19 protein-coding genes are annotated in these 23,199 nt (G+C 63.7%); 5 read left to right on the plus strand and 14 right to left on the minus strand.

Features of this window, described 5'->3' with window-relative positions; genetic code table 11:
- Window positions 1-13 precede the first annotated feature (13 nt).
- The 3 genes from CSQ92_RS00160 to CSQ92_RS00170 all read right to left on the minus strand — a co-directional run bounded on the left by CSQ92_RS00160 (window position 14) and on the right by CSQ92_RS00170 (window position 3,351).
- A complete protein-coding gene (locus CSQ92_RS00160; protein WP_099392908.1) occupies window positions 14-1,537 on the minus strand; it encodes an MFS transporter in 1,524 nt (507 codons plus the stop codon).
- Window positions 1,538-1,653: 116 nt separating this feature from the next.
- Window positions 1,654-2,574, minus strand: a complete 921-nt coding sequence (locus CSQ92_RS00165; protein ID WP_099392909.1) for a LysR family transcriptional regulator — start codon at window positions 2,572-2,574, stop codon at window positions 1,654-1,656.
- Window positions 2,575-2,652: 78 nt separating this feature from the next.
- Window positions 2,653-3,351, minus strand: a complete 699-nt coding sequence (locus tag CSQ92_RS00170) for a UPF0149 family protein (protein WP_034785080.1) — start codon at window positions 3,349-3,351, stop codon at window positions 2,653-2,655.
- Window positions 3,352-3,453: 102 nt separating this feature from the next.
- Between CSQ92_RS00170 and CSQ92_RS00175 the strand changes: the two genes are divergently transcribed.
- Entirely contained in the window at window positions 3,454-4,467 is a 1,014-nt protein-coding gene (locus CSQ92_RS00175) for a serine/threonine protein kinase (RefSeq protein WP_099392910.1), read from the plus strand.
- Between the two features lie 125 nt (window positions 4,468-4,592).
- Window positions 4,593-7,046, plus strand: a complete 2,454-nt coding sequence (locus CSQ92_RS00180) for a hypothetical protein (RefSeq protein WP_099392911.1) — start codon at window positions 4,593-4,595, stop codon at window positions 7,044-7,046.
- A gap of 164 nt (window positions 7,047-7,210) precedes the next feature.
- On the opposite strand, the gene CSQ92_RS00185 is transcribed toward CSQ92_RS00180, so the two are convergent.
- The 11 genes from CSQ92_RS00185 to CSQ92_RS00235 form a co-directional block, all read right to left on the minus strand.
- The gene (locus CSQ92_RS00185) at window positions 7,211-8,164 is read right to left on the minus strand and encodes a hypothetical protein (RefSeq protein WP_257219085.1); all 954 of its coding nucleotides are present in this window, start codon (window positions 8,162-8,164) and stop codon (window positions 7,211-7,213) included.
- 261 nt (window positions 8,165-8,425) lie between these two features.
- Window positions 8,426-8,800, minus strand: a complete 375-nt coding sequence (locus CSQ92_RS00190) for a hypothetical protein (protein ID WP_034785089.1) — start codon at window positions 8,798-8,800, stop codon at window positions 8,426-8,428.
- Window positions 8,801-8,824: 24 nt separating this feature from the next.
- Complete coding sequence (locus tag CSQ92_RS00195) at window positions 8,825-10,069, minus strand: TerD family protein (RefSeq protein WP_099392912.1); 1,245 nt, start codon at window positions 10,067-10,069, stop codon at window positions 8,825-8,827.
- The gene (locus CSQ92_RS00200; protein WP_034785095.1) at window positions 10,066-11,061 is read right to left on the minus strand and encodes an HpcH/HpaI aldolase/citrate lyase family protein; all 996 of its coding nucleotides are present in this window, start codon (window positions 11,059-11,061) and stop codon (window positions 10,066-10,068) included. The genes CSQ92_RS00195 and CSQ92_RS00200 overlap by 4 nt, the downstream gene beginning before the upstream one ends.
- Window positions 11,054-12,160, minus strand: a complete 1,107-nt coding sequence (locus CSQ92_RS00205) for a cysteine protease StiP family protein (RefSeq protein ID WP_099392913.1) — start codon at window positions 12,158-12,160, stop codon at window positions 11,054-11,056. The genes CSQ92_RS00200 and CSQ92_RS00205 overlap by 8 nt, the downstream gene beginning before the upstream one ends.
- A complete protein-coding gene (locus CSQ92_RS00210; RefSeq protein ID WP_099392914.1) occupies window positions 12,157-12,909 on the minus strand; it encodes an HAD family hydrolase in 753 nt (250 codons plus the stop codon). Before CSQ92_RS00210 ends, CSQ92_RS00205 begins: the two co-directional genes overlap by 4 nt.
- Entirely contained in the window at window positions 12,887-14,044 is a 1,158-nt protein-coding gene (locus CSQ92_RS00215; protein ID WP_070259731.1) for a phosphoribosyltransferase domain-containing protein, read from the minus strand. The genes CSQ92_RS00210 and CSQ92_RS00215 overlap by 23 nt, the downstream gene beginning before the upstream one ends.
- Window positions 14,041-15,078 (minus strand): ATP-grasp domain-containing protein, encoded by a 1,038-nt coding sequence (locus tag CSQ92_RS00220; RefSeq protein ID WP_099392915.1) that lies wholly within the window; start codon window positions 15,076-15,078, stop codon window positions 14,041-14,043. The genes CSQ92_RS00215 and CSQ92_RS00220 overlap by 4 nt, the downstream gene beginning before the upstream one ends.
- Before the next feature lie 212 nt (window positions 15,079-15,290).
- The gene (locus CSQ92_RS00225) at window positions 15,291-16,007 is read right to left on the minus strand and encodes a TIGR00266 family protein (protein ID WP_035826041.1); all 717 of its coding nucleotides are present in this window, start codon (window positions 16,005-16,007) and stop codon (window positions 15,291-15,293) included.
- A 106-nt stretch (window positions 16,008-16,113) separates the two neighbouring features.
- Complete coding sequence (locus CSQ92_RS00230; RefSeq protein ID WP_034785104.1) at window positions 16,114-16,689, minus strand: TerD family protein; 576 nt, start codon at window positions 16,687-16,689, stop codon at window positions 16,114-16,116.
- Between the two features lie 100 nt (window positions 16,690-16,789).
- Window positions 16,790-17,872, minus strand: a complete 1,083-nt coding sequence (locus CSQ92_RS00235; RefSeq protein WP_034785106.1) for a DUF475 domain-containing protein — start codon at window positions 17,870-17,872, stop codon at window positions 16,790-16,792.
- A 250-nt stretch (window positions 17,873-18,122) separates the two neighbouring features.
- Between CSQ92_RS00235 and CSQ92_RS00240 the strand changes: the two genes are divergently transcribed.
- The 3 genes from CSQ92_RS00240 to CSQ92_RS00250 all read left to right on the plus strand — a co-directional run bounded on the left by CSQ92_RS00240 (window position 18,123) and on the right by CSQ92_RS00250 (window position 23,186).
- Window positions 18,123-18,548 (plus strand): divergent PAP2 family protein, encoded by a 426-nt coding sequence (locus tag CSQ92_RS00240; protein WP_099392916.1) that lies wholly within the window; start codon window positions 18,123-18,125, stop codon window positions 18,546-18,548.
- Between the two features lie 240 nt (window positions 18,549-18,788).
- Complete coding sequence (locus CSQ92_RS00245) at window positions 18,789-19,961, plus strand: efflux RND transporter periplasmic adaptor subunit (protein WP_099392917.1); 1,173 nt, start codon at window positions 18,789-18,791, stop codon at window positions 19,959-19,961.
- 3 nt (window positions 19,962-19,964) lie between these two features.
- Complete coding sequence (locus CSQ92_RS00250; RefSeq protein WP_070259737.1) at window positions 19,965-23,186, plus strand: efflux RND transporter permease subunit; 3,222 nt, start codon at window positions 19,965-19,967, stop codon at window positions 23,184-23,186.
- The last annotated feature ends 13 nt before the right edge of the window (window positions 23,187-23,199 follow it).

Here is a 23,199-nt window from a genome sequence, read left to right on the forward strand (position 1 = left end):
GTAAAAATGGAAATCAGGCGGCGCGCGGAGGGAATACGCGCGTCGGCAGGATGGGAATGATCACAATCATGGCCAGCGCGATGGCGGCCACGGTGAGGTACAGGTCGGACGAGGTCAGGGTGACGACTTGCGCATGCATGCGCTGCGCAATTCCCGCCATGTCCACGCCGGCCGGCAGGTTGCCCAGGCGTTCGCTGAGCACCGTCGAATGAAAATGGTTGCGGCGCGTGATCAGCGCATCGAGCACGCCGGTGGCGACGACGGCCGACATGCCCTTGATGGTGTTGAACCAGGCCGAGGCGAACGGGCCATCCTGCGGCGCCAGGCCCGTGGTGGCCAGCAGCAGCAAGGGAATCACGGCCATCGGTTGCGCGAAGATCTGCACCGCTTGCAGCAGGTAGAAATGCGTGCGTATCCAGTCCGGCGACATGCGCGCGCCCAGCACGCAGGACAGGGCCAGCAGGGCCAGGCCGATGGCCAGCACCCAGCGGCAGTCGACGGCGCGGATGTTGCACAGGGCGGCCACCAGCGGCAGGGCGATCAATTGCGGCAGCGCCACCATCAGCATCACGGGCGCCGTTTGCAGCGGGCGGTAGGCGTGCACCTGCGCCAGGTAGGACGAGGGAATCAGGATCACGGCCAGCAGCACGAACAGCACGCCGCCCAGGGTCAGCAGGGCATGGCTGAGATTGCGCCGCGACAGCAGCTGCAGCTTGAAGAACGGCAGCGGGTGCGACCACTCGTTGATGAAGAACAGCACCAGCAGCGACAGACCGCCGCCCAGCAGCACGCAGATCAGCGGCGAGGCGAACCACGCCAGGCGTTCGCCCTGCAGCAATCCCACCACCAGCATGCTGATGGCGGGCAGGCCAAGCAGCAGGCCGCGCCAGTCGAACTGGCGCAAGCGCTCAAGGCGCAGCGGGTCTTGCGGCAAGCCCCAGGACACCATCAGCAGGGCGACGATGCTGCCCGGGACGACTTGCCAGAAGGCCCATTGCCAGCCCAGGTACTCGGTCCAGAAGGCGGCCAGCGGCGTGCCCAGGCTGGGACCGAAGGTGGCGCTCAGCGCATAGCCGCCCAGGCCATATAGCTTGATGTTCGGCGGCAGGAAGCGCAGCGCCACCGTCATCAGCATGGGCGGCAGGGCGCCGCCGGCCGCGCCCTGCACCACGCGCAGGACCATCAGCACGAACAGGTTCGGCGCGAACGGGCACAGCACGCCGGCGGCCATGCAGACGATGATGGCGGTGGCCGTCAGCCGGCGCAGCGAAAAGGTGACGGAGCACCACGGCGCGAACGCCATGGCCGAGACCGAGGCGGCCGCATACAGGGCGACGAGCCAGCTGGCGTCGTCGCGCGCGATGCCCATGGCGCCGCGGATGTCGGCCAGCGCGACCTTGGTGATGTTTTCATTCAGGCCGGATACCAGCACGGCCAGCAGCACGCCAGCCAGGCCCGTGGCCAGGCGCAGTCCGAAGATGGGAGGCGCGGGCGGCGCGGCCGCGGGGGCGGCGCCAGGAAGGGGTACAGCAGACACAGGGAACTCCGTGGATGAGGATCAGTCCACGCAGTATAGGTAGCCGTCAATCTTGTGAAAATTGATAATTAATGAATTCTGAATTGCGTCTGGCGCAATGATTGTGGGCTCAGACCCTAAGCGTCTGGCGGCGTGCCGTCGCACAGCTCCTTGATCATGCGGCGCAGCCAGCGGTGCGCATGGTCGTGGTCGAGGCGCGGGTGCCAGGCCTGGAAGACATCCACGCTGTCGACGGGGATGGGCAGCTGGAAGGTGCGCAGCTTCAAGCCCAGGCGCTCGACGATGGCCAGCAGGGGCGTGGGCATCAGCGGCAGCAGCAGGCGCGAATCGGCCACGGCGAAGATGGCGGACTGGAAGTTGGGGCTGATCAGCGAGACCCGGCGCGTGTAGCCCCGCTCGGCCAGGATGGTGTCGAAGGGACCGCGCGCCAGGCCGCGCCGCGAGACGCTGATATGTTCGTATTCGGTAAAGCTGTCGAGGTTGATGGGGCCGTCGAAGATCGGGTGGTCGCTGCGGGCGATGCCGACAAAGCCGGTGGTAAACAGCTGCTGCAGCTTGATGTCGGGCGCGAAGGCGCGCCGCGCGCTGATGTACAGGTCGATGCGGCCAGCGTGCAGGGCGTCGTTTTCCGTGGCGCCGTCGCCCTCTGGCACGAAGCGCAGCACCGTGTGCGGCGCATGGCGGGCCAGCAGGTCGCGCAGCTTGCCGCCGTAGGAACCGACAAACACGTCATTGGCGCACAGGCTGAAGGTGCGTTCCAGCGTGCGCAAGTCCACTTCGCGGCCCGACGTGAAGATGGCGTGCGCCTGCTCCACCACGCCGCGCACCTGCTCGCGCAATTCCAGCGCGCGCGGGGTGGGCGCCAGGCCGCGCCCGGAGCGCACGAAGACGGGGTCGCCGATGGCGTCGCGGATGCGCGCCAGGGTGCGGCTCATGGCCGGTGCGCTCAAATGCATGCGCCGCGCGGCGGCAACGGCGCTGCCTTCCTCGAGCAGGATGTCGAGGGCGACGAGCAGGTTCAGGTCAGGGAGTTTCATGCGGCGATTATAGCCCGGGGGCCAGCGCCAGCGCTGCGCCGGCAGGACGCCGGCGCAGACAGTGATGCTACTGCGGGATTACTCGGCTGCCGGCTCGGCGCCGCAGCATTTCTTGAACTTCTTGCCGCTGCCGCAAGGGCAGTCGTCGTTGCGGCCCACTTTCGGCTCTTCGCGCTTCATGGTCTGCACGGGAGCCTTGCGGCGCGGGACCCAGAAACGGTGGATGGCCGGCAGGTTCGCTTCCAGTTCCTGCGCCAGCTTGTGCGCCTTGACCGGGTCTTCCACCAGTTTCAGCTCTTCTTCCTTGATTTCGTCGGCGCCCAGCAGGTAGATCGGCTGCATCAGCTCGGCCACTTCGGAATCCCAGATTTCATTCCACGAGCCAGGACGCAGCTCCATGCCGTCCCAGAAGCCCCAGCACCAGGCTTCGGCGTCGATCAGGGTCTGGCCTTCGTAGTCATGCTCGACGAACAGGGCTTCGAATTCCTTCGGCGCCACTTCAAACGTCACCAGCACTTCGTTCATGAAGCGCATGATCAGGTTGACGATGCGCTCTTCTTCCTTGCTGTTCTTGAATTTCGGCGCATCTTCGGCATCTTCGCCCCACACGCGCGGCAACCATTCGGCCGGCATGATCGGTTCCGGGCCGATGGCGACGGCCGTCAGATAGCCGTGCAGCATATCCATGGTCATCGCGTCTTCGGAGCAGCGCTCCGACAACAGGAATTGGTCTAATTCGTCGAATTCTTTTTCTGATAATGGCTGTTCGAGTTGCATGGCTTGCTCTTTATTGAATGTAAGCAGACAGTATACGCCTAGCGGCGCTTCCTCACCTAAGTGTTTGCACCGGCGGCCCGCGCGCGCCTTACAATGTCGCTTATGCACAATGAAAACCAGCCGCACGAGGACGACCGGCCCGTCCATCCCTTTTCCGCCCTGAGCCCCGATTGCGTGCTCGACGCCCTCGACAGCGTGGGGCTGCGCGGCGATGGCCGTCTGCTGGCCCTGAACAGCTATGAAAACCGCGTCTACCAGGTGGGCATCGAAGACAGCGCGCCCCTGGTGGCCAAGTTCTACCGTCCCGAGCGCTGGAGCGATACGGCCATCCTGGAAGAGCACGCGTTCGTGTCCGAGCTGGTCGAGCGCGAAATCCAGGTGGTGCCGGCGCTGGAAATCCATGGCAGCACCCTGCACCAGTACCAGGGCTTCCGCTTTGCCGTCTTCCCCCGCCACGGCGGCCGCGCGCCCGAGCTGGACGACCCGGCGACGCTGGAATGGATAGGGCGCTTCATCGGCCGCATCCACGCCGTCGGCGCGCTGTCCACCTACAAGGAACGTCCGGCGCTCGACCACCAGACGTTCGGCGTCGAGCCGCGCGAATTTTTGCTGGAGGGCAATTTCCTGCCGCCCGAACTGCTGGCCGCCTATTCCAGCGTGGCGCAGCAGGCGCTCGACGGCGTCAAGCGCTGCTATGACCGCGCGGGCGACGTGGCCCTGCTGCGCACGCATGGCGATTGCCATGGCGGCAACGTGCTGTGGACGGATGCCGGCCCCCATTTCGTCGATTTCGACGATAGCCGCATGGGTCCGGCCATCCAGGACCTGTGGATGATGCTGTCGGGCGAGCGGGGCGACATGGTGCGCCAGATGAGCGACATCCTGGCCGGCTACGAAGACTTTTGCGACTTCGACCCGCGCCAGCTGTACCTGGTCGAAGCGCTGCGCACCCTGCGCCTGATCCATTATTCGGCCTGGCTGGCGCGCCGCTGGGACGATCCCGCCTTCCCCGTCGCCTTCCCGTGGTTTAACACGCAGCGCTACTGGCAGGACCGCATCCTGGAACTCAGGGAACAGGTTGCCCTGATGGATGAGGCGCCGCTCTGGCCCATTTGACCTAAACGCCCGAAAAGCGTGGTAAAAGTCGCTCTTCTTGCAGTGCTGATTTGCATGTGCTTACTCGATAATGGTGCTAATAAATTCCCATAAGCAACGGAATTCACCCGAATAAGCGAGAAATCATGCAAGCACAGCAAAATCAGCGCCAGGCCGCCTCCCTCACCGTCGCGTATTCCGCCGACGACGAGTTCGACCAGGACAGCATGGTCTCGCTGCATGATTTCAAGGACCTGGAGCGCAAGGCCGATGCGCCAGCGCCGCTTCCTGCCGCTCTTGCCGCTCCTGTCGCCGCGATGCCCGAGCCGCAAGCCGGGCCGGCAGCCGAAGTTGATGGCAAGGCACCGGCCGCCGAACGCCAGAAAATGGAATTGAAAGCCATCCACGAGGCGATTGCCCGCGTGGAAGCGGAAGCGAAGGCCACCTGCGCCGCCGAAAGCCGCGCGCTGGCCGAGGCGCGCGTGCGCTCGCTGGCCGAGGACCGCGCCGCCATCGACGCCGCCGCCGCCGCGGCCGCACAGCAAAATGCACAGGCAGCCGAAGAAGCGATTGCCGCCAACCGCGAACGTCTCGACACCATGCGCGCTGCCGCGCAAGCCAGCGTGGCCCGCCTGGAAGCCGTCAAGCAGGAGACGGCGGAACTGCGCGCCCGCGTGGAGTCGGACAATGAAATCCGCCTGGCCGCCGAACAGCGTTCGCGCGCGGAACAGGAAAGCCGCTTGCGCGCCAGCGAGCAGGTGGCCGTGCAGTCGGAACTGGCCGAACAGGCCGCCCGCGCCGCCGAAGAATTGCAGGTGCAGACGGAGCAGGCGCGCCTGCAGGCCGTCGAGCGCGTCGCCGCCGTGCAGGCAGCCAAGGAAGAAATGGTGGGCATCGCCTCGGCCGATGCAAGAGTCGCCGTGCTGGCGCGTGAACGCGAGCGCCATGCGCACGGTGCGCGCCAGACGGCGCAGATGCTGGCCGAAGCGGAAAGCGAAGCGCTGGACTTGACGGTGCAGCGCGAGCGCGCCGACCAGATCGCGCTGGAATCGGCCTTCAACCGCGCTGCCGCCGAAGTGCGCGCCCTGGAAGAAGCGCGCGCGCTGGCGCACCTGGAACAGGAACGCGAAGCCATCGCCCTGGCGCAGGCGGAATCGGAACGCCATGCGGCGCAATCGCTGCGTTTGCGCCTGCAGACGGAAAAGGAATTGCGCGACGCGGCCATCCACCGCGAGCGCCTGGAAATGGTCGCCGTGGCCAGCGCGCAGGCGCGCCGCGATGCGGACGTGCGTATCCTGGCCGCCACCGAAGCGCGCATCGAGGTAGACCGCCAGCTGCGCGCCGTGGCGCTGGCCCGCGTCGCCGCCGAACAGGATGCGGAAATCGCTGGCCACGCCAAGCTGGAAGCGGAAACGGCGGCCCTCGAAGAAACCAAGGCACGCGAAGCGGCCGAGCAGGCCGCCGCCGTGGCGGCAGCCCGCGAACTGGAAGAGCAGCAGCGCGCCGCCAGCCTGGCGCACGAACGGGCCGAACTGGCGCGCCAGGCCGCGGAACTGGCCGCCAGCCAGAATGAAGCCGAGCAGGCCGAGGTCGATGCCGGCCGGGCGACATTGGCCGCGCAGGAACAGGCGTCGCAACTGGCACAGGAAAAAGCGCAGCAGGCAGAGCAGCTGCTGCAGGCGGAGCAGGAGCGCCTGGCCGCCGAACAAGCCGCCATCGTCGCCTTGAAAGAGAAACTGGAAGCGGAAGCGCTGGCGTTCAACGCGGCGCAGGAACGCATCGCCGCCGAAGGCGCGCAAGCGGAACTGCTGCGCGGCCAGCAGGCGGCCGAACAGGCCTTGACGGAAGCGGCGCAAAAAGAAGCGGACGCCATCCGTATTTTGATGGATCAGGCCCTGGTCGAAGGCGAACAGAAAGCCGCTGCCGCGCAAGCCGTACAGGCACAGGCGCGCCTGGCCGTGGAACTGGGACAAGTGCATGCCGAGCGCGCCCGCGTGGAAGAATCCAAGGCGCAAGCGGCCGATGCGCTGCTGGCGTCCGAGCGCGATTTCGTCGCGGCCGAACGCGAGTCGCTGGCCCTGATCGCGCAGAAGCTGGTGCAGCAGCGCCAGACCAGCAGTGCCGAAGAGCGCGCCTCGCAAGCCATTGCCGGCCGCTTGGAAGCGGAAAAGCAGGCGACGGTGGCCGCCGAAGCGCGCGCCGCCATGGAGCAGCAGGCGCTGGAAGTCATGCGCCAGCGCGAGCAGCTGGAACTGGCCGCGCAGCAGGCGGCCAGCGAGAAGCTCGCCGCGCAGCAAGCCTTGCTGGCCAGTGCCCTGGCCCATGCCGCCCTGCAGCGCAAGGCGGCCGAGACGACACGCGCGATGGCCATCGCCAAGCAGCAATTGCTGGACCTGGAAACGGCGCGCGCGCAGCAGCAAGAGCGCGAACTGGCCGCCTTGCGCGCCAGCCTGGAGCAGCCGCAAAGCGCGTTTTCCAGTTCCCTGACCGCCGCCCGCGCGAAAGCGGAACAGGTCAGCTCGGCCAGTTTGACGCGCGAAGTGATCGAGCGCCTGACGCAGCCGAATGAATCTGCAGGCGCTGTCTGGCGCTCACGCTAGGCAGGATACCGAACCAAACCTACTGCGCGGCGCGCTTTGCGGCTGGCGATGCTCACCGTACTGGAAGTACGGTTGCGCTTCTCAGCCACAAATCACTGCCGCTCGTTACGGTTTTGTTCGATATCGTTACTTTAGTGGAAGAGAGGATTTTTTACGTTTTTCCATCAGAATTTTCTCCCCACCCCCACCAGCAACACATCCGCATCGCGGTGGTAATCCGTCACCACCCGGTTCCACGCCGCTTGCGCCACCCAGCGGCGGTTGACGTGGTAGCGGGCCACGGCCGACAGCAAGCCTGTCAGGCGCGTGCTGTGGCCCTGGCTGTCGCGCCCGTCCCACGCCACGTAGGGGCCGCCGCCCATGCCGAATTCCACTTTTTCGTTGAGCGAGCGGATCAGCCACAACTGGGCGGCCGCGCCGCGCCGGCGCGCCAGCGCCGTGCTGCCTTCGTCGATGAGCGTGGCGCTCCAGTCCACGTATTTTCCCGCCGCGCGCCGGTATTCCACGGTGAACGGGCGCGAGGACTCGGAGCGGAAGCTGTTGACGATGGTGTGGCCTGTCGATAAGGTCAGGGTGTCGTCGTGCGCCCAGTTCTGCAAGTGCAGCTTGGCGCCCGGCACGCCGTCATAGCGGTAGCCGGCGCCGATCAGCAGGTGCGTGGTAGTGTCCTTGCCGCTGGGGCGGATGCGGTTGACCTGGGCCAAGGCATACCAGCGGTTGTCGAATTGCCAGCGCGCCTGCAGGCTGGCGATGGAGCCCCAGCCATGGTCATTGTCGAAATTGTGCGGTGCATCGTCCGTCTTGGCCGTGTCGAAGAAGAAGTAGCGGCCGATGCCGGCGCCCAGCATCAGGCCCTGCTCCACATTTTTCGTGCGCAGCCACACCTGGCCCGCCATGCCGTCGCGGTGATGGTCTTCCGGGTGCCCCTCGTTGATATACGACAGGCTCACCGCGTTGTAATTGCCCACCGGCTGCGTGTAGCTGATGGCGCCGACAAAGGTGCGCTCGTTGGTCGAGTTGACTTTCAGGGAACCGGCCATGCCGGCCAAGTCCTGTGCGTGCATGGACAGGGGGAGCGAGGCGGCCAGCAGGGCCAGGACGGTGAATGGTATGCGCATGACGTTTCCATTGATGGGTGAATACACGCTAACGATAGGCTGGCGAAATGCCATGCGATTGCGCAAGAATCTTGCACACTGACTACATTTGTAAACTGTTTAGCCAGGACTTGTCACAAGTGTATAAGAAAGCGGGAATGCGTGATGCGTGCCAATATTTTCTTGTTGAAAATGCATCGGTGGCGGGCGGGCGGGGAGGCGCCGGCCTGAAGGAGCTGGCCGGCGCGGGACTGCTGGACTTGCGGTCGTATTGCTGTCTTATTACTGGCTCAATACGACTTTATCGGCAAAATATTCCGTCTCGCCGAAGCATTGCGTGGGCACGCCCTTGTGCTGGCTGTAGGTGACGAGAATGCGCTTGCCGGCCGCGGCCGACAACTGCTTGGCCACGTCTTCATCGCGCACGCTGAACTGGAATTTTTCCGGGATGGTGCCGGGCAGTGCCGTCAACAGCAATTCACCTTCCCATGTCTTGCAGATCCAGCCCCGCTTGGAGAACTTTTGCAGGTAGCCCGCCCGTTCGCCTTCCGAGTACGAGAAGCTGAGGGCCATCCACGTGTAGGCGGCCAGCAGCAGGAAGCCGGCCACGAGGAAGATGGCGAAGGCGAAGGTGACTTTTTTGGTCGTAGGGGTCATGGTAGGGTTGTTTAGGTAAAAGGATCAGTCCTTGCGGCCGGCTTTCCAGTTCAGTCCGAAATTGTAGCGCTCGTCCATAGCCTGGTGCGCCGTGATTTTACCTTGGCCGCCGAAGTATTCCACCAACTTTGTCACCTGCAGGTTGCCGCCGTGGTTTTCCAGCATGGCGATGGCGCACATGGCGTGCTGGCTGTCGCTGTCGAGGCGCACTTCCACCGTCGGCTGGCCGGGAATCTCGATCGTCACGACGCCATCGGTGGCGGCCCAGTTCGGCACGCCTTCGTAGATGAAGGCGTACACGAGCACGCGCTTGATCTGGTCGAAATGGGTGCCGTTGATGAAGATGTTTTCGCCGCTGCTGATGCTGCCCGTGCGGTCGTCGCCTTCCAGGTGGATGTACGGCGGACGGTCGTAGGCGCCCCAGCTGTTGCCCAGCGCCTGCACGGCGCTTTTGCTGCCATTGCTCATTTCGAACAGGCAGCCGATATCGAGGTCGATGCCGCCCGAACGGCCGGCCGGCTTGTTGAACAGCTTGCCCAGGAAGCCCGTGTCCAGCTTCGACGCGGGCGCCTGGCCTTGCGACGCGTTCTGGTTCCAGTTCAGGTTGACCCGGATGCGGCCATAGCCGCCGCTGTCGCGCTTGTCGAGCGAGATCTTGTCGCCGCGTTTTTCCAGGCGGATTTTCGACAGCGAGATTTTATTCGCCGGCGGCGGGGCCGCCGGAGTGGGCACGGAAGTCGGCGCCGGCGCCGGTGAGGATTGCGCCGCCTCGCTGCCGCCAAAGTGCTTCAGCAGGGCCGCCAGGCCGCCCGCGAAACCCTGGCCCACGGCGCCGAAGCGCCAGCTGCCGTCGCGGCGATACAGTTCGCCGATGATGACGGCCTTCTCGTCCTGGAAGTCATTGCCCGTGAAGGCAAACGTGGCCGCCTGGCCCAGCGCCATGCTGGAATTGCCCAGCGCGCGCATGCTGCCCTGTTCCGTCGCCGCCGTGAATACCAGCTTGTCGATCGAGGCGGGCAGGCGGGAGAGGTCGACCTGGAAGGTGGAGCGGGGGCCGTTCAAGTCCACCGTGATGGCGTTGTCCGGCGTGCTTTTCTGGTTGAAGAACACCATGTAGCGGTCGTCCGACAGCTTGCCGGCAGCATCGACGCCGAAGCAGCTGACGTCCACTTCCATCGAGCCCGAAACGATATCGAGCGTGACGGCAAACGGGCCATTCAAGCCCAGGTCAGCCAGTTTGCCTTTTTGTCCGCGTGTGAAATTGGTCATGGTCGTGCAGTCCCTTCGTCGCTGGAGAGTTGAGTATTCAAGGAGTGGTGCAAATGGGGGGCGGGCGCCGCGGCGCCATCGGCCGCATGGCGGATGCCGAACAGGCGCGCCTGCTCGATGATGCGCAGTGCCCAGCTGCTGTGCGTGGCCACTTCGCACATCGATTCCTGCATGCGGAACACGGCCGGGCTGTCCGGATCGATGATGCGCAGCGCCAGTTCGATGTCCGACTGCGCCACCTGGTAGTGGCGTTCGATCTGCGGCACCTGGTCCGGGTGGATGGCCGTCTTGGCGATCATGCCGTGCGCCATGTCCTGCGCCACTTCGGCATCGAGCCAGCTGCCCTGCGACAGGTGCTCGAAGACGGGCGCCGTCAGCTGGAAGCCGTGCGGCTTGAAGATGGTCACCAGGCGGCCGATGACCTGGCCCAGCGGCGTTGAATAAATGGTACCGCTGGTGGGGCGGCGCAATCCCAGCAGGGCCAACAGATCGTTGCCGCCGATGCGCAGGGCCAGGATGCGGCGCCGCACTTCCGGCGCCGACAGGATGATGCGGAACTGCTTCATTTCCTCGTCGTCGAACACTTCCGCCGTTTCCAGGGTCGGCATCAGCAGATGGTGCGTGTGGCGCACCAGCTCGAAGTAGGCGGCGAAATTGTGTCGTGTGGATTTCGGCAGCACGAAGCCGCTCAATTTGTCGGCGCCGGGCATGGCCAGCACGCGCGCCAGCACGTCGAGATTGCGCACGCGCACGAAGCGCAAGGTATCCGATTCGTCGCACATGTTTTGCAGCGCCAGCGACAGGTTGAACATCGCGTAACTGAGATCGCGTTCCGCGATGGCGTCTTCGGTGCAAAGGATGACCGAACGCAAATGGCTGAATTTGTCGCCATTCGCGATCGCCAGCAAGTCCTTGTGCGTGGTCGGCACATACATGGAGGCGCCCAGCGCCGCTTTATGCTCGCTTTGCGGGTGTAGGGAGTTGTTATCCATCGACTGCGCTCCTGATAAGGGCGACCGCCTGGTAAGGCAGCGCCGGTTCTACTGTGACGGGTATGGCTTTTTCCTGTGCCAGAAGCAGCAAATGTGCCACGTCCGGCGCATTCGTGTCGCGCACGATCAGGCGCTCGGGCACGCGGCGCAGCAGCACGCGCGTCGCTTCGCCGATGCCTGGCTTGATCAGGTTGATGTCGCTGATGCCGTATTCCTGCTGTGCCGCGGCCATGTAGGCCTGCGAACGGGCCGCCATGGCTGGCGCATCGCTCGCTTCGGCCAGCGGGATGCCGCTGCTGGCGGCAATCGCCATGGCGTCGGCCACCAGGCCGTCGGCGAAATCGCGCGACTGGTCGTGCGCTTCGAACTGCGCGTAGTACACGCAGCCATGGAAGTCGTCCGGGCCGATGGCATCATTCAACACGGAGCGGCTGACCAGGCCCGAGACCGTGGCATTCAGAATGCTTGACGGGATCAGGTAGTCGCTGGCCGATGCGGCGCAGGCGGCCGTGCCGGCCAGGTCGGACAGCACGAACAGGCCGCCGTCGATGGCCGTGCCATGCGCCGCGTTGAAGTCGTTCACCGTCTGGCGCAGTTCGCGCGAAATCACGCCCTTGCCCGTCCAGCCGTCGACGAAGACGATGGAAGCGTCACCGTGGCCCTGCGCCAGGATATGCTGCAGGGCATTGGTGTCGATGCCGCGGTCGCGGATGATGGAGACGGAATAGTGGCTGCATTCGCGCTGGAACACCTGGCGCAGCAAGTGGCCCAGGATGACGCCCACGGGCGTGCCGGCGCGCGCCAGCGAGACCAGCGTGATGGGACCCGTGCGCCGCGCCGCGATCAGGGCCGCCAGGCGCAGGCAGTCGCGCGCCATCTGCAGGCGGTTGGCCGCAAACGCGCTCCGGAACAGGGCCAGGTAGGCGGGCGAGGGCAGGGATTCCGGCGACAGCATTTCGCTGTAATGGCGCTGGCCCGACTGGATCAAACGCTCTTTTTCGGCCAGGTCGAGGATAGGTTCGAGCGCCATCGGCGTGAGCAGAAACTCCACGTCTTCCTGGCGGTAGCTGCCGCTGAAATGCTGCGTGCCGTCGGTCATAGCGCCGCTACCGTGAGAGCCGCCAGCTGGGTGCCGTTGGGGATGATGGCGTAGTCGCAGGCGGCCATGAAGCGCGCGTCCGAACGGCTGTCGCCCATGCCGAAGCTGACGATGGGGCCATGTTCGGCTTCCAGCTCCGCGCGCAGGTAAGCGACGGCGCGTGCCTTGTTCAGGGTTTTCGGCAGCAAGGCCAGGTTGTTGCCGTTGCGGTGGATGAAGTAGTCGCTGCCTTCGGTGGCGATCCACTGCTGCAGCACCTGCTCTTCGATATCGGCCAGGCGTTCGCCGCGCGCTTCGTGGTCCTTGACGACGATGTAGAACGGCGTGTTGTAGTCCTCGATCAGGCGCGCGCGCGAAGGCATGCCCGTCTTGGCCTGGAAATCGTCGATGATGCACATGGCTTCCCGCAGGCCGGGCAAGGCCGTCTGCATGTCGTCCTGCATCAGGGCCAGCCAGCCCGCGTCGAGCGCGCCGCCCGGCTGCAGCACGATGCCGCCGTAATCGAGCACGCTGTAGCTGGTAAACGGCAGGTCGACCCGGCGGAAGGCGTCGCCATTTCTCGCCGTGGCGGGAATCAGGGTCATGCCGCTGTGCGCGAATTCAAAGAAGGCGCGCTGGCGCGCCGTCGTAAACGAGCAGGCGTCGCCATTTTTCAGATAGGCGGCCGGCTGCAGGTCGGTCTCGCCCGGGCATTTTTTCGGGGTCTGGAACAGTGTGTCGTCCAGATCAACAAACAGGAATTTCTTCAATTTTGGTCTCTGACTGAAAGTGGAACAGGCGGCCATTCAACTGGCCGGCGAGTTGCATGAGGGCCGGGCTGGCCGGGGTTTCATGGCAGATGAAAACGTGCTGGTACTGGCCAGGCGCCACGTTGTACAGGTAATTGGCGATGCCTTCGCCGTAGTTGTCGTCGCAGTTGACGATGTGGCCGACGGAGCCCCATGACAGGATGGGCGAGCGCGTGGTCGATTGCACCACCACGTTCTTGCCCAGCGCTTCCAGCTCGCGCGCCAGCAGGAACGACGGGTGCATGAATTCGCCCGTGCCCAGCACCAGTACGGAGTCGCCGGCGCCGATTTCCTGCGCCAGCTGCACCGCCAGGCCTTGCGGCGGCGCCAGGGCGCGTCCCACGCCGATGCGGCCGAACGCGGGGCTGGCGCCCCGTTCCGCATTCGCCTCGAAGCGCTGCGCGCTGGCCGCTACCGGAGCAGGCGCATCGCCTGCCTGGAAGGCGTACTGGCCGGAGAGCGCCGCGCCGATGCTGGTGGGCAGGCCGAAACGCTCACTCAAGCCCGCGTTGGCGGCCTGGCCCATGAAATTGGTGATCACACCCAGGTGCAGCTTTTCCAGCTGCGGATAGCGCGCGCGGCACACTTGCACCAGGTTGGCGAAGGTGTTGCCGGTCGACGCTTCATCGTCGATCAGCACCAGGCTGCGGGCCGTGGAAAACAGCGCGCTGGCCGCGTCCGATAAATGCAGGAACTGGCGCGGCGCGTGGCTGTGCGACTCCTCGAATTCGAAGAAGGGCACCGTGCCCACGCGGTAGCGCGAGCTGTGCAAAAACAGGGCTTTTCCATGCGGGTTGGCGCGCAGCCATGCCTCGAACACGCCCTGGCCCAGGCCGACGGCCGTTTCCGCCATGGCGATGAAGACCACGGGGCCGGGCAGGCTGGGGGGGATCTGCGCGGCCAGGTCGTCGTGGATGGCTTGCATGGCGCGCGGCGTGACGGGCCAGTGCTTGCCCAGCACCTTGGACAGGAAGAGGAAGCCCCGCTTGGCGTTGGCGCGCGCGGCAAAGCCGATCAGCCAGTCCAGCGGAAAGCGCGCCTCGTCCACTTTCAAGGTCAGCTCGCCCGTGGGCATCTGCTGCTTGACGATGTTCATGGCAGCTCCACGGCGTAGGCGGCTTCGCCCACGCGCATGCCTTCGCGGATGGCGGGCACGGTGAGCTTGTCAAAGCCCTGGTCGAAACCGGCCAGCGCCAGGTAGGGCAGGTTCGGGCCGGCAGCGCACGCCATGCCGATGCCGCCCGACATGCGCGGGTTGATTTCCAGCAGCGCCAGGCCATTCGCGCCTTCGCGGAACTGGATGTTGAAGACGCCATTCAGGCGGTAGTCGCGCGCCAGTTTGTCGCAGGCTGCCAGCAAGTCGTCGCGCAGTTCGATCAGCTGGCCGCTGCCGCCCCCGTTCAGCTTCTTGCGCGGCACGGCGCAAACGAGCTTGCCCTGGTCGGCGACGCAGTCGGCGCTGTATTCGTGGCCATCGAGGTATTCCATCAGCAGCAGGGTCTTGAACGTTTCCATCTGCGCCAGGCCGCTGCGCAGCTCTTGCGCATTGATCTGGTAGGCGGCGCCGGCCAGCAGCAGCTGGGCGCTGGTGCGCTCTTCATCGAGAATGGCAAAGCCCAGGGCATACACGGATTCGGACGGCTTGATGCACAGCTTGCGATGCAGCGGACGCAGTTCGGCGTAGGCGGCGTCGTATTCTGCGATGGTGGTGACGGCGCGGTAGTCGGCCGGGCGCGCCATGGGCAGATCGAGTCCGTCGCAGAAGCGCGCCTTGTCGTGCATCAAATTCAGGGTGTCTTCGCTGGCCACGCTGAGCACGCGCGTGCCGATGGCGGCGAAGCGCGCGCTGGCGCTGCCGATCAGGCCCGCTTCCTTGCCCGGCCAGAAAATCGTGATGCCCCGGTCGCGGCAGAATTCCAGGCACCACTCGACATAATTGAGGCCCGTCAGGCCCGACGGTTCGACCGCGTATTCGTGGGCCGACAGGAAGGCGGCCGCGTGCGCGTTCGTATTGCTGCACACGATGTGATAGCGGGGCGCACCGCTTGTCGCGGCCATGTCGGCCTCGCGGATCAGGCGCATGGCTGTGCCGACCGAGGAAAATGTTTTGTTGAACCAGACTCTTTGCATGTACGGGGACCGGGTAAAGAAAGGGAAAGCCGCGCGCAGGTGCGCGCGCGGGGAGTGTAGCCAGCCAGACTTAACCTGGCCTTAGAAAAACGCCCGCCCAAACCTGCTGCGCGTCGTGGACGCGGCCTGCGATGCTCACTGTGCATACGCACAGCTGCGCTTCTCGGCCACGTCCCCTTCCGCTCGCAACGGTTTTGGCGGGCGTTTGAGGATCAGCCAGCCTTGCCGCTGGCTGTCCATTTGAGGAAGGCGTCGCGGTTGCGCGAGCAGATGAACACCTTGCCCGAGCCGGAAAAGCGTAGCACGATGCCTTCGCCGCTGGTGACGCTATTGACGATATTGCCGAGGAAGCCGCCGATGCCGCCGCCGCTGGCACCGCCGCCCGTGGTCACGGAAATCTCGTATTTCAGGCTGTTGTCCCAGCACACGACGTGGGAATTGTCGATCACGACATCCTTGCCCGGCTCGACGTCGAGCTGGAACATGGAGCCGAAACCCGATACCACCACTTGCCCCGTGCCGGCCGTCTCCATGACGAAGAAGCCACCCGACTGCGCGAACAGGGCGTTGCCGATGCTTTGCGTGCGCACCTTCATTTCCGTGCCCGAGGTGGCGGCGACAAAGGCGCCGTCGTTGAGCAGGTACTGGCGCGCGCCCACGTCGACCACTTCGATGGCGCCCGGCAGGGTGGGCGAGAGCAGGCAGTCGCCGCTACCGCGCACCGCTTCGATATGCTGCTGGAAGAACGATTCGCCGTTGGCGAAGCGGCGCATGATGGCGCTGCCCAGGCCGCCAGTCATCTTGCCCTTCAAGTCCAGCGCCGTTTCCATCATCACCATCGCATCGGATTCGCAATAGATGGTTTCGCCCTGTTTCATGCTGACGTGGAGGAAAGGATCGACGTCGCCCGTGACACTAAATACTGGCATGATAAATCTCCAAAAAAAAGCCGCCTGAACTGTGCAGGCGGCAGTGATGATACGACACTAGTCCAATTCACCGCAGAAAGCCAGGCAGGCTTTCTGCGTGTGAATTTTAGGCATTGACGCCGAACGAGCGGGCCAGTGGGCCCAGGCCGCCGTTGAAGCCCTGGCCGATAGCCTTGAACTTCCATTCGCCGTTGTAGCGGTAGATTTCGCCAAAGATCATCGCCGTTTCCGTCGAGCTGTCTTCGGACAGGTCGTAGCGGGCGATTTCTTTTTCGCCTTCCGCGTTCAAGCAGCGGATGAAGGCTTTCGAGACCATGCCGAAGTTCTGGCGGCGCGCGTCGGCATCGTGAATGGTGACGGTGATGCTGATGCGGTCGATGTCGGCCGGCACGCGCGACAGGTCGATTTCGATGCGCTCATCGTCGCCTTCGCCTTCGCCCGTGGTGTTGTCGCCCGTGTGGACGACGGAACCGTCGGTCGACTTCAGGTTGTTGTAGAAGATGAAGTCAGAGTCGCCACGGACTTTGCCGTCGCTTTTCAGGAGGAAAGCGCTGCCGTCAAGGTCGAAGGTGGCGCCGTCCGTCGAACGAGGATCCCAGCCGAGGCCGACGATGATCTTCTTCAGGTTCGGTGCTTCCTTGCTCAGGTTGACGTTGCCGCCTTTTTGCAAACTGATTGCCATGTGGTGCTCCTTTTCAGTAATTTACTTAAACATACCTGCATGGGATGAGCGCAAAGCGCTCGTGCCATTACTTCCTCAATTGGGGGCGGAACCCCCGATTTCAAGCTTGTGCCGCGTGCCGTTTGCGATAGCGCAAGGATGACCACAGCGAGACCAGGATGAAGGCCACGCCCGACAGGCCCGTGAACCACTCCGGAATATGGTACTTGACGGACGCCAGCATGATCAAGGCCAGGATGCCGATCGCATAATGGGCGCCGTGCTCCAGATAGACGAATTCGTCCAGGGTACCCTTGTGCACCAGGTACACCGTCATCGAGCGCACGAACATGGCGCCGATGGCCAGGCCCAGCATGATGATGACGACGTCGTTGGTGATGGCGAACGCGCCGATCACGCCATCAAAGCTGAACGAGGCGTCCAGCACTTCCAGGTACAGGAAGCCGCCGATACTGCCGCGCGCCACCGTTTTTACCAGGTCGCCATTGCCGTTCCTGGCTGGCGCGGCGCCTTCTTCTGCGTCATCCTGCAAGTCCGGTTCGCCTTCTTCCAGCAAGCCGCTGATCCAGTTCACGCCGATGTAGACGGCGATGCCGACGATGCCTGAAGCGAGCACGCTGTATTTTTCATCCACAGGGCCCATCGCCACGCAGGCGGCCACGGCGCCCATGGTGATCAGCACGGCCAGGCTTTCGGTGCCCAGCGCATTGACTTTTTCCTCAGCCCAGCCCAGCCAGTGCAACTCCTTCTCATCGTCGAACAGGAAGTTCAGGAACACCAGCAGCAGGAAGGCGCCGCCGAAGGCCGCCACTTGCGCATGGTTGTCCGTCAGGTGCTTGGCATACACGTCCGGCGTCGTGGTGGCCATGGTCCACACGTCGACCAGGCCCAGGCCCGTGGCGACGGAAACGATGACCAACGGAAACAGCAGCCGCATGCCGAAGACGGCCACGAGGATACCGACCGTCAAGAACAGTTTTTGCCAGAACTCATTCCAGTGACGCAAGACCGAGGCATTCACCACGGCATTGTCGAACGACAGCGACACTTCCATGATGCCCAGCACGCCCGTGATCCACAGCGCCTGGATCATGCCAGACATGCCGCCATGGCTGTACCCCCACCAGCCTGACACTGCCATCAGGATAAAAGTGACTAAAAAGGAAATTCTGAAATGCCGCATGAGGACCCCGTTGCAAGTGTGAAAGACGTTTGATTATCCGCGCCGCTGTGCGCGCCGCACTCAGTGTTGATATACGTCAATTGTTGTATATGCCATGATTTTATATTAGTTGCCGCCGGGGGCGGCGTTTTATAGGCTGACGATAGGCAGTTCTGCTGGCGCGGATGATCTGCGATAATTGCGGCGCGCCCGTCGGGCTGCCGCAGCCCCTCGCACACTTGACAGACATATATATAAGAAGGAATACCCCGTGGATATCGCTTACCTCGTCACGCCCCTGATCACCTGGATCCTGGTCGGACCGATCAAATTCCTGATCAACAGTGTCCGCACGCGGCAATGGGCGTTCGGCCTGGTCGGCAATGGCGGCTTTCCCAGCAACCATAGCGCCGTCGTTTCCAGCATGGCCACCCTGATCGCCTTGCGCGAAGGCATAGGCCATCCCGCCTTCGGCGTGGCAGTGACCTTGGCCTTCATCGTCATCATCGACGCCAACAGCCTGCGCCAGCACGTGGGCAAGCAGGCGGCGGCCATCAACCGCCTGGCCGAGGAAGCGGCCAGCCCGGCGCACACCTGGTTGCGCGAGCGCATGGGGCATACCCTGGTGGAAATCGCCGGCGGCCTGTGCACGGGCGTGGCAATCGGTTTCCTGATCAACACCGTTTTTGCCCGCTAAGTTCGCTTCCCCTGAAACGCAAAACCCCGCCTGAAGGCGGGGTTTTGCGTTTCAGGGCGTAAAAACTACGTTTCATCCATTCATTAAAGCATTACAGGAAGCCGCCGATTGACATGCCCGGACACGCTCATGGATACTTTGGCGCTTGTGGTTTTAATAAAAATATTATGCTTGCTATCGCTTGCAGCCCTATCCGGGCCGCAGCAACGGTAGTGGTGCTATCTATCCGGAGAATTACCCATGTTGCGCAAAACCCTGTTTGTTCTGGCAATCGCTTCCGCCCTGGCCGCCTGCGGCAAAGAGTCCAAAGATCCCGGCAAGGGCGGCAAGAATGGCAAGGAACAGGCGGGCGCTGCCGTCAATCTGCTGGTATCTCCGGAAGACTTGCTGACCATCCAGAGCAATGCGCTGGCATCGGGGCCTGTCATCACCGGTTCCGTGCAGCCTGAGCGCAATGCGGACTTGCGCGCCGAAGTGTCGGCCGTGGTGATCCAGGTCATGAAGGAAAATGGCGAAGTGGTCAAACGGGGCGACGTGCTGGTGCGCCTGGACGAAACGTCCATTCGCGACGGCCTCAATTCGGCCGAGGAAGCCAGCCGCGCCGCCAGCCAGGTGCTGGAGCAGTCCGAACGCATGTTCCAGCGCATGAAAACCCTGCGCGCCTCGGGCATGACGTCGACGCAGGCGCTGGAAGACGCGGAAATCCGCCGCAACAATGCGCAAAGCGATTTGTCCGCCGCGAAAAGCCGCGCCGTGCAAGCCCGCCAGCAGTTGCAGCGCACCCTCGTGCGCGCGCCGTTCGACGGCATCGTGAGCGAGCGCAAGGTCTCGAATGGCGATACGGCGCAAATCGGCAAGGAATTGATCAAGGTCATCGATCCAACCAGCATGCGCCTCGAAGGCCTGGTGTCGGCCGACAAGATCGGCGTCGTCAAGGTGGGCCAGCCCGTGCTGTTCCGCATCAATGGTTATCCAGGCCAGGATTTCGCGGGGAAGGTGCGCCGCGTCGATCCTGCGGCCAATGCAGTCACGCGCCAGGTGGCCGTGCTGGTCGATTTCAATGACAAGGAACAACCGCGCGTGGCCGGCCTGTACGCGGAAGGGCGCATCGAGACGGAAACCGTCAGCGCGCTGATGATCCCCGATTCGGCCCTGGTGAAGGCGGGCGACGTGACCTACACGTGGAAGGTCAAGGACAAGGCTTTACATAAAGTCAACTTGCGCATCGGCGCGCGCGACGTGCGCACGGGCCAGTGGGAAGTGCAAAGCGGCCTGGCCAGCGGCGACACCGTGCTGCGCACGCCGGGCTCGACCTTCAAGGATGGTCAGAAAGTGGAATTGACGGCCGCCAAGGCCGTGCCTGCCGCCGCCGTGGCCAGCAGCAGCACCGCCGTTGCCGGTAAAGGAAACTAAGCCATGTTCCTTTCCGATTTCAGTATCAAGCGGCCCACCGCCACCATCGTCCTGATCCTGGCCATGATGTGCGTCGGCTTGCTGGCGCTCAAGAAACTGCGCGTCAACCAGAACCCGGACGTCGAAGTGCCCTTCATCGTCGTCAGCATCCCTTACCCTGGCGCATCGCCCGACACGGTCGAGCGCGAAGTGGTGAACCGCCTGGAAAAGTCCTTGCAAAGTATTTCCGGCGTGACCGAAGTCAATAGCGATTCGAATGAAGGTTCGGCCAGCATCTTCCTGAAGTTTTCCTTCAATACCAACCTGATCGAAGCATCCGACAATATCCGCAATGCGATTGCCGCCGTGCGCTACAAGTTGCCGACGGAAATGCGCGAGCCTATCTTGCAACGCATCGATCCGGCTGCCGAGCCGATCATGCAACTGGCGCTGTCGTCGAATACGCAAAGCCATGCGGAAATTTCGCGCCTGGCCGAAGACGTGCTGTCGGACCGCTTCCGCACCGTCGATGGCGTGGCGCTGGTCAATGTGGGCGGTTCGCTGAAACGCGAACTGTCCGTGCTGCTGCGGGCGGAGAAATTGCGTGAATACAATGTGTCCGTCAGCGATGTCGTCACCGCCTTGCGTAACCAGAACACGAATGCGCCCGTGGGCAAGGTGCGCGGCATCCTGGACGAGAAAAGCATCCGTCTGGTGGGCCGCATCGAATCGCCAAGCGACTTCGAAAAAGTGGTGATCAAGCGCCGCGGCGAGGAAATTGTGCGCCTGGCACAAGTGGCCACCATCGAAGATGGCTTTGCCGAAGTCAACAGCCTGAGCATGCGCAGCGGCAAGCCGAACGTGGGCATTTCGATCACCCGCGTGCGCGACGCGTCCACCGTCAGCGTGGCGAACAAGATCCGCGACATGGTGGCGGAAATCAACAAGACCTTGCCGAAAGGCACGATCCTGCAAGTGACGCGCGACGGCGGCGAAAACGCCCAGCATAGCCTGAACAACGTGATCGAATCGCTGGTGCTGGGCGCCGTGCTGACGATTTTCGTCGTCTACGCCTTCCTGAATTCGTGGCGTTCGACCCTGATCACGGCGCTGAGCCTGCCGACGTCCGTGATTGCCGCCTTCATTGCCGTGTGGCTGTGCGGCTTTACCCTGAACTTCATGACCTTGCTGGGCCTGTCGCTGGCCATTGGCGTGCTGATCGATGACGCCATCGTCGTGCGCGAAAATATCGTGCGCCACATGCAGATGGGCAAGGACCGCCGCACGGCCGCGCTGGAAGGCACGGCCGAGATCGGCATGGCCGTGGCTGCCACGACCTTTTCCATCATCGCCGTCTTCATTCCTGTGGCCTTCATGCCCGGTATCTCTGGCGAATGGTTCCGCCCGTTTGCCTTGACGGTGACGTGCTCGGTGCTCGTCAGCCTGGGCATCTCGTTTACGCTCGACCCGATGCTGTCGGCCTACTGGGGCGACCCGGTCGAGGAACACTCGGCACCGAAAAAGGGCATCGGCCGCGTGCTGGAAAAATTCAACCACTGGTTCGACCATCAGGCCGACCGCTATGGTCGCGTGATCGCCTGGGCACTGCATCACCGCCGCTGGATGGCCGTCATCGCCTTCGGCAGCCTGGTGGGCGCCATCGTCCTGCACTCCACGCATGGCGGCACGAGTTTCTTGCCGGCATCCGATTCAGGCAATCTGATGATCAATGTGCGCACGCCATCGTCGAGCAGCATCGAGTATTCGCGCTTGAAGCTGGAAGCGGCGGCCGTGCTGGCGCGTACCTTGCCTGAAACCAAGGATACCAACAGCTCCATCAATGCCGGCGGCGGACGGGTATATGTCGACATCGGCAAGCGCAACACCCGAAAGCGTTCGGCCAAGGAAATCGCCGTCGAGCTGCGCGAGAAGATGTCGCGCCTGGTGGGCGCCGAATACGTGGTGCAGGATGACTTGAGCAATGGTTCGCAAAAGCCGATCCAGGTGGAATTCACGGGTCCGGATTCGCGCAAACTCATGGAGATCACGAACGCCTATATGGACAAGCTGCGCGCCATTCCTGGCGCCGTCGACGTGGGCCTGTCCGAGCAAGATCCGAAGAACGAGCTGCAGATCGAGCTCAATCGCGGCCTGGCCAACTCGATGGGCATTTCCGTCAATGACGCGGCGCAATCGTTGCGCGTGGCCTTCGCCGGCGTGGAAGTGGGCGACTGGGTCGATCCGACGGGCGAAACGCGCGACGTGGCCGTGCGCCTGCATCCCGATGACCGCGTGGCATCGGAAAACATCGAGCGCCTGCCGATCAGCGTGACGGGCACGTCGCAAATGGTGCCGCTCGACCAGATCGCCACCATTACCATGGGCAAGGGCCCGTCCGGCATCGAGCACAAGAATGGCAAGCGCACGATAACCGTGTCGGCCAATGCGCAAGGCCGCTCGAACGGCGAAGTGACGAGCGACGCCATGAAACTGGCCAACTCCATCGACTTCCCGCCCGGCTACGGCCTGGCGCTCGGTGGCGCCGGCCAGGATCAGCAAGAGCTGTTCACGGAAATGCTGATCGCGCTGGTGATGGGTATCGGCCTGATGTATTTGATCCTGGTGATGCAGTTTGGTTCATTTACGGCGCCGGTGGCCGTGATGATGTCCTTGCCGCTGAGTCTGATCGGCGTGGTGGTGGCGCTGGTGATCACGAACAACACCCTCAACTTGATGAGCTTTATCGGCATCATCATGCTGATGGGCCTGGTCGCCAAGAACGCCATCCTGCTGCTGGACGCGGCGCGCAAGCGCGAGGAAGAGGGGCATGGCCGCGAAGATGCGCTGATGTATGCGGGCCGCATGCGTCTGCGTCCCATCCTGATGACGACGTTCGCGCTGATCGCGGGCATGTTCCCCGTGGCGCTGGGCCTGGGCGAGGGTGGCGAGTTCTACCGTCCATTGGCGATCGCCATCATCGGCGGCACCATCACCTCGACGATTTTGACCCTGCTGGTCGTGCCTACCTTCTATGACAGCATCGAGATCGCCCGCGATGGCGCCGTGGCCAAGTTCCACCGCCGCGCCGCGCGCATGCCCGTAGCCGTGGCCATGATATTGACCTTGCTCGAATGCGTGCTGACCTTGCTGCTGGTGCGCTTCGTCTACCGCATGCTGAAAAAGGCCGTGCTGTTCCTGATGGGACGCCGCACGCCGAAGGCGACGTCGGTCAGCCTGCAAAAGTAATACCGGGCCAAGG

It is taken from the genome of Janthinobacterium sp. BJB446, assembly GCF_002735655.1.
GTDB classification, from domain to species: Bacteria; Pseudomonadota; Gammaproteobacteria; order Burkholderiales; family Burkholderiaceae_D; genus Janthinobacterium; species Janthinobacterium lividum.

Excerpts from the sequence above, each read along its gene's own strand:
- CSQ92_RS00180 (WP_099392911.1), top strand. The coding sequence starts at position 4,593 with ATGCAAGCACAGCAAAATCAGCGCCAGGCCGCCTCCCTCACCGTCGCG.
- CSQ92_RS00250 (WP_070259737.1), top strand. The coding sequence starts at position 19,965 with ATGTTCCTTTCCGATTTCAGTATCAAGCGGCCCACCGCCACCATCGTC.
- CSQ92_RS00220 (WP_099392915.1), bottom strand. The coding sequence starts at position 15,078 with ATGCAAAGAGTCTGGTTCAACAAAACATTTTCCTCGGTCGGCACAGCC.
- CSQ92_RS00165 (WP_099392909.1), bottom strand. The coding sequence starts at position 2,574 with ATGAAACTCCCTGACCTGAACCTGCTCGTCGCCCTCGACATCCTGCTC.
- CSQ92_RS00195 (WP_099392912.1), bottom strand. The coding sequence starts at position 10,069 with ATGACCAATTTCACACGCGGACAAAAAGGCAAACTGGCTGACCTGGGC.
- CSQ92_RS00175 (WP_099392910.1), top strand. The coding sequence starts at position 3,454 with ATGCACAATGAAAACCAGCCGCACGAGGACGACCGGCCCGTCCATCCC.
- CSQ92_RS00245 (WP_099392917.1), top strand. The coding sequence starts at position 18,789 with ATGTTGCGCAAAACCCTGTTTGTTCTGGCAATCGCTTCCGCCCTGGCC.
- CSQ92_RS00185 (WP_257219085.1), bottom strand. The coding sequence starts at position 8,164 with ATGCGCATACCATTCACCGTCCTGGCCCTGCTGGCCGCCTCGCTCCCC.
- CSQ92_RS00230 (WP_034785104.1), bottom strand. The coding sequence starts at position 16,689 with ATGGCAATCAGTTTGCAAAAAGGCGGCAACGTCAACCTGAGCAAGGAA.
- CSQ92_RS00170 (WP_034785080.1), bottom strand. The coding sequence starts at position 3,351 with ATGCAACTCGAACAGCCATTATCAGAAAAAGAATTCGACGAATTAGAC.
- CSQ92_RS00235 (WP_034785106.1), bottom strand. The coding sequence starts at position 17,872 with ATGCGGCATTTCAGAATTTCCTTTTTAGTCACTTTTATCCTGATGGCA.
- CSQ92_RS00190 (WP_034785089.1), bottom strand. The coding sequence starts at position 8,800 with ATGACCCCTACGACCAAAAAAGTCACCTTCGCCTTCGCCATCTTCCTC.
- CSQ92_RS00225 (WP_035826041.1), bottom strand. The coding sequence starts at position 16,007 with ATGCCAGTATTTAGTGTCACGGGCGACGTCGATCCTTTCCTCCACGTC.
- CSQ92_RS00215 (WP_070259731.1), bottom strand. The coding sequence starts at position 14,044 with ATGAACATCGTCAAGCAGCAGATGCCCACGGGCGAGCTGACCTTGAAA.
- CSQ92_RS00205 (WP_099392913.1), bottom strand. The coding sequence starts at position 12,160 with ATGACCGACGGCACGCAGCATTTCAGCGGCAGCTACCGCCAGGAAGAC.
- CSQ92_RS00200 (WP_034785095.1), bottom strand. The coding sequence starts at position 11,061 with ATGGATAACAACTCCCTACACCCGCAAAGCGAGCATAAAGCGGCGCTG.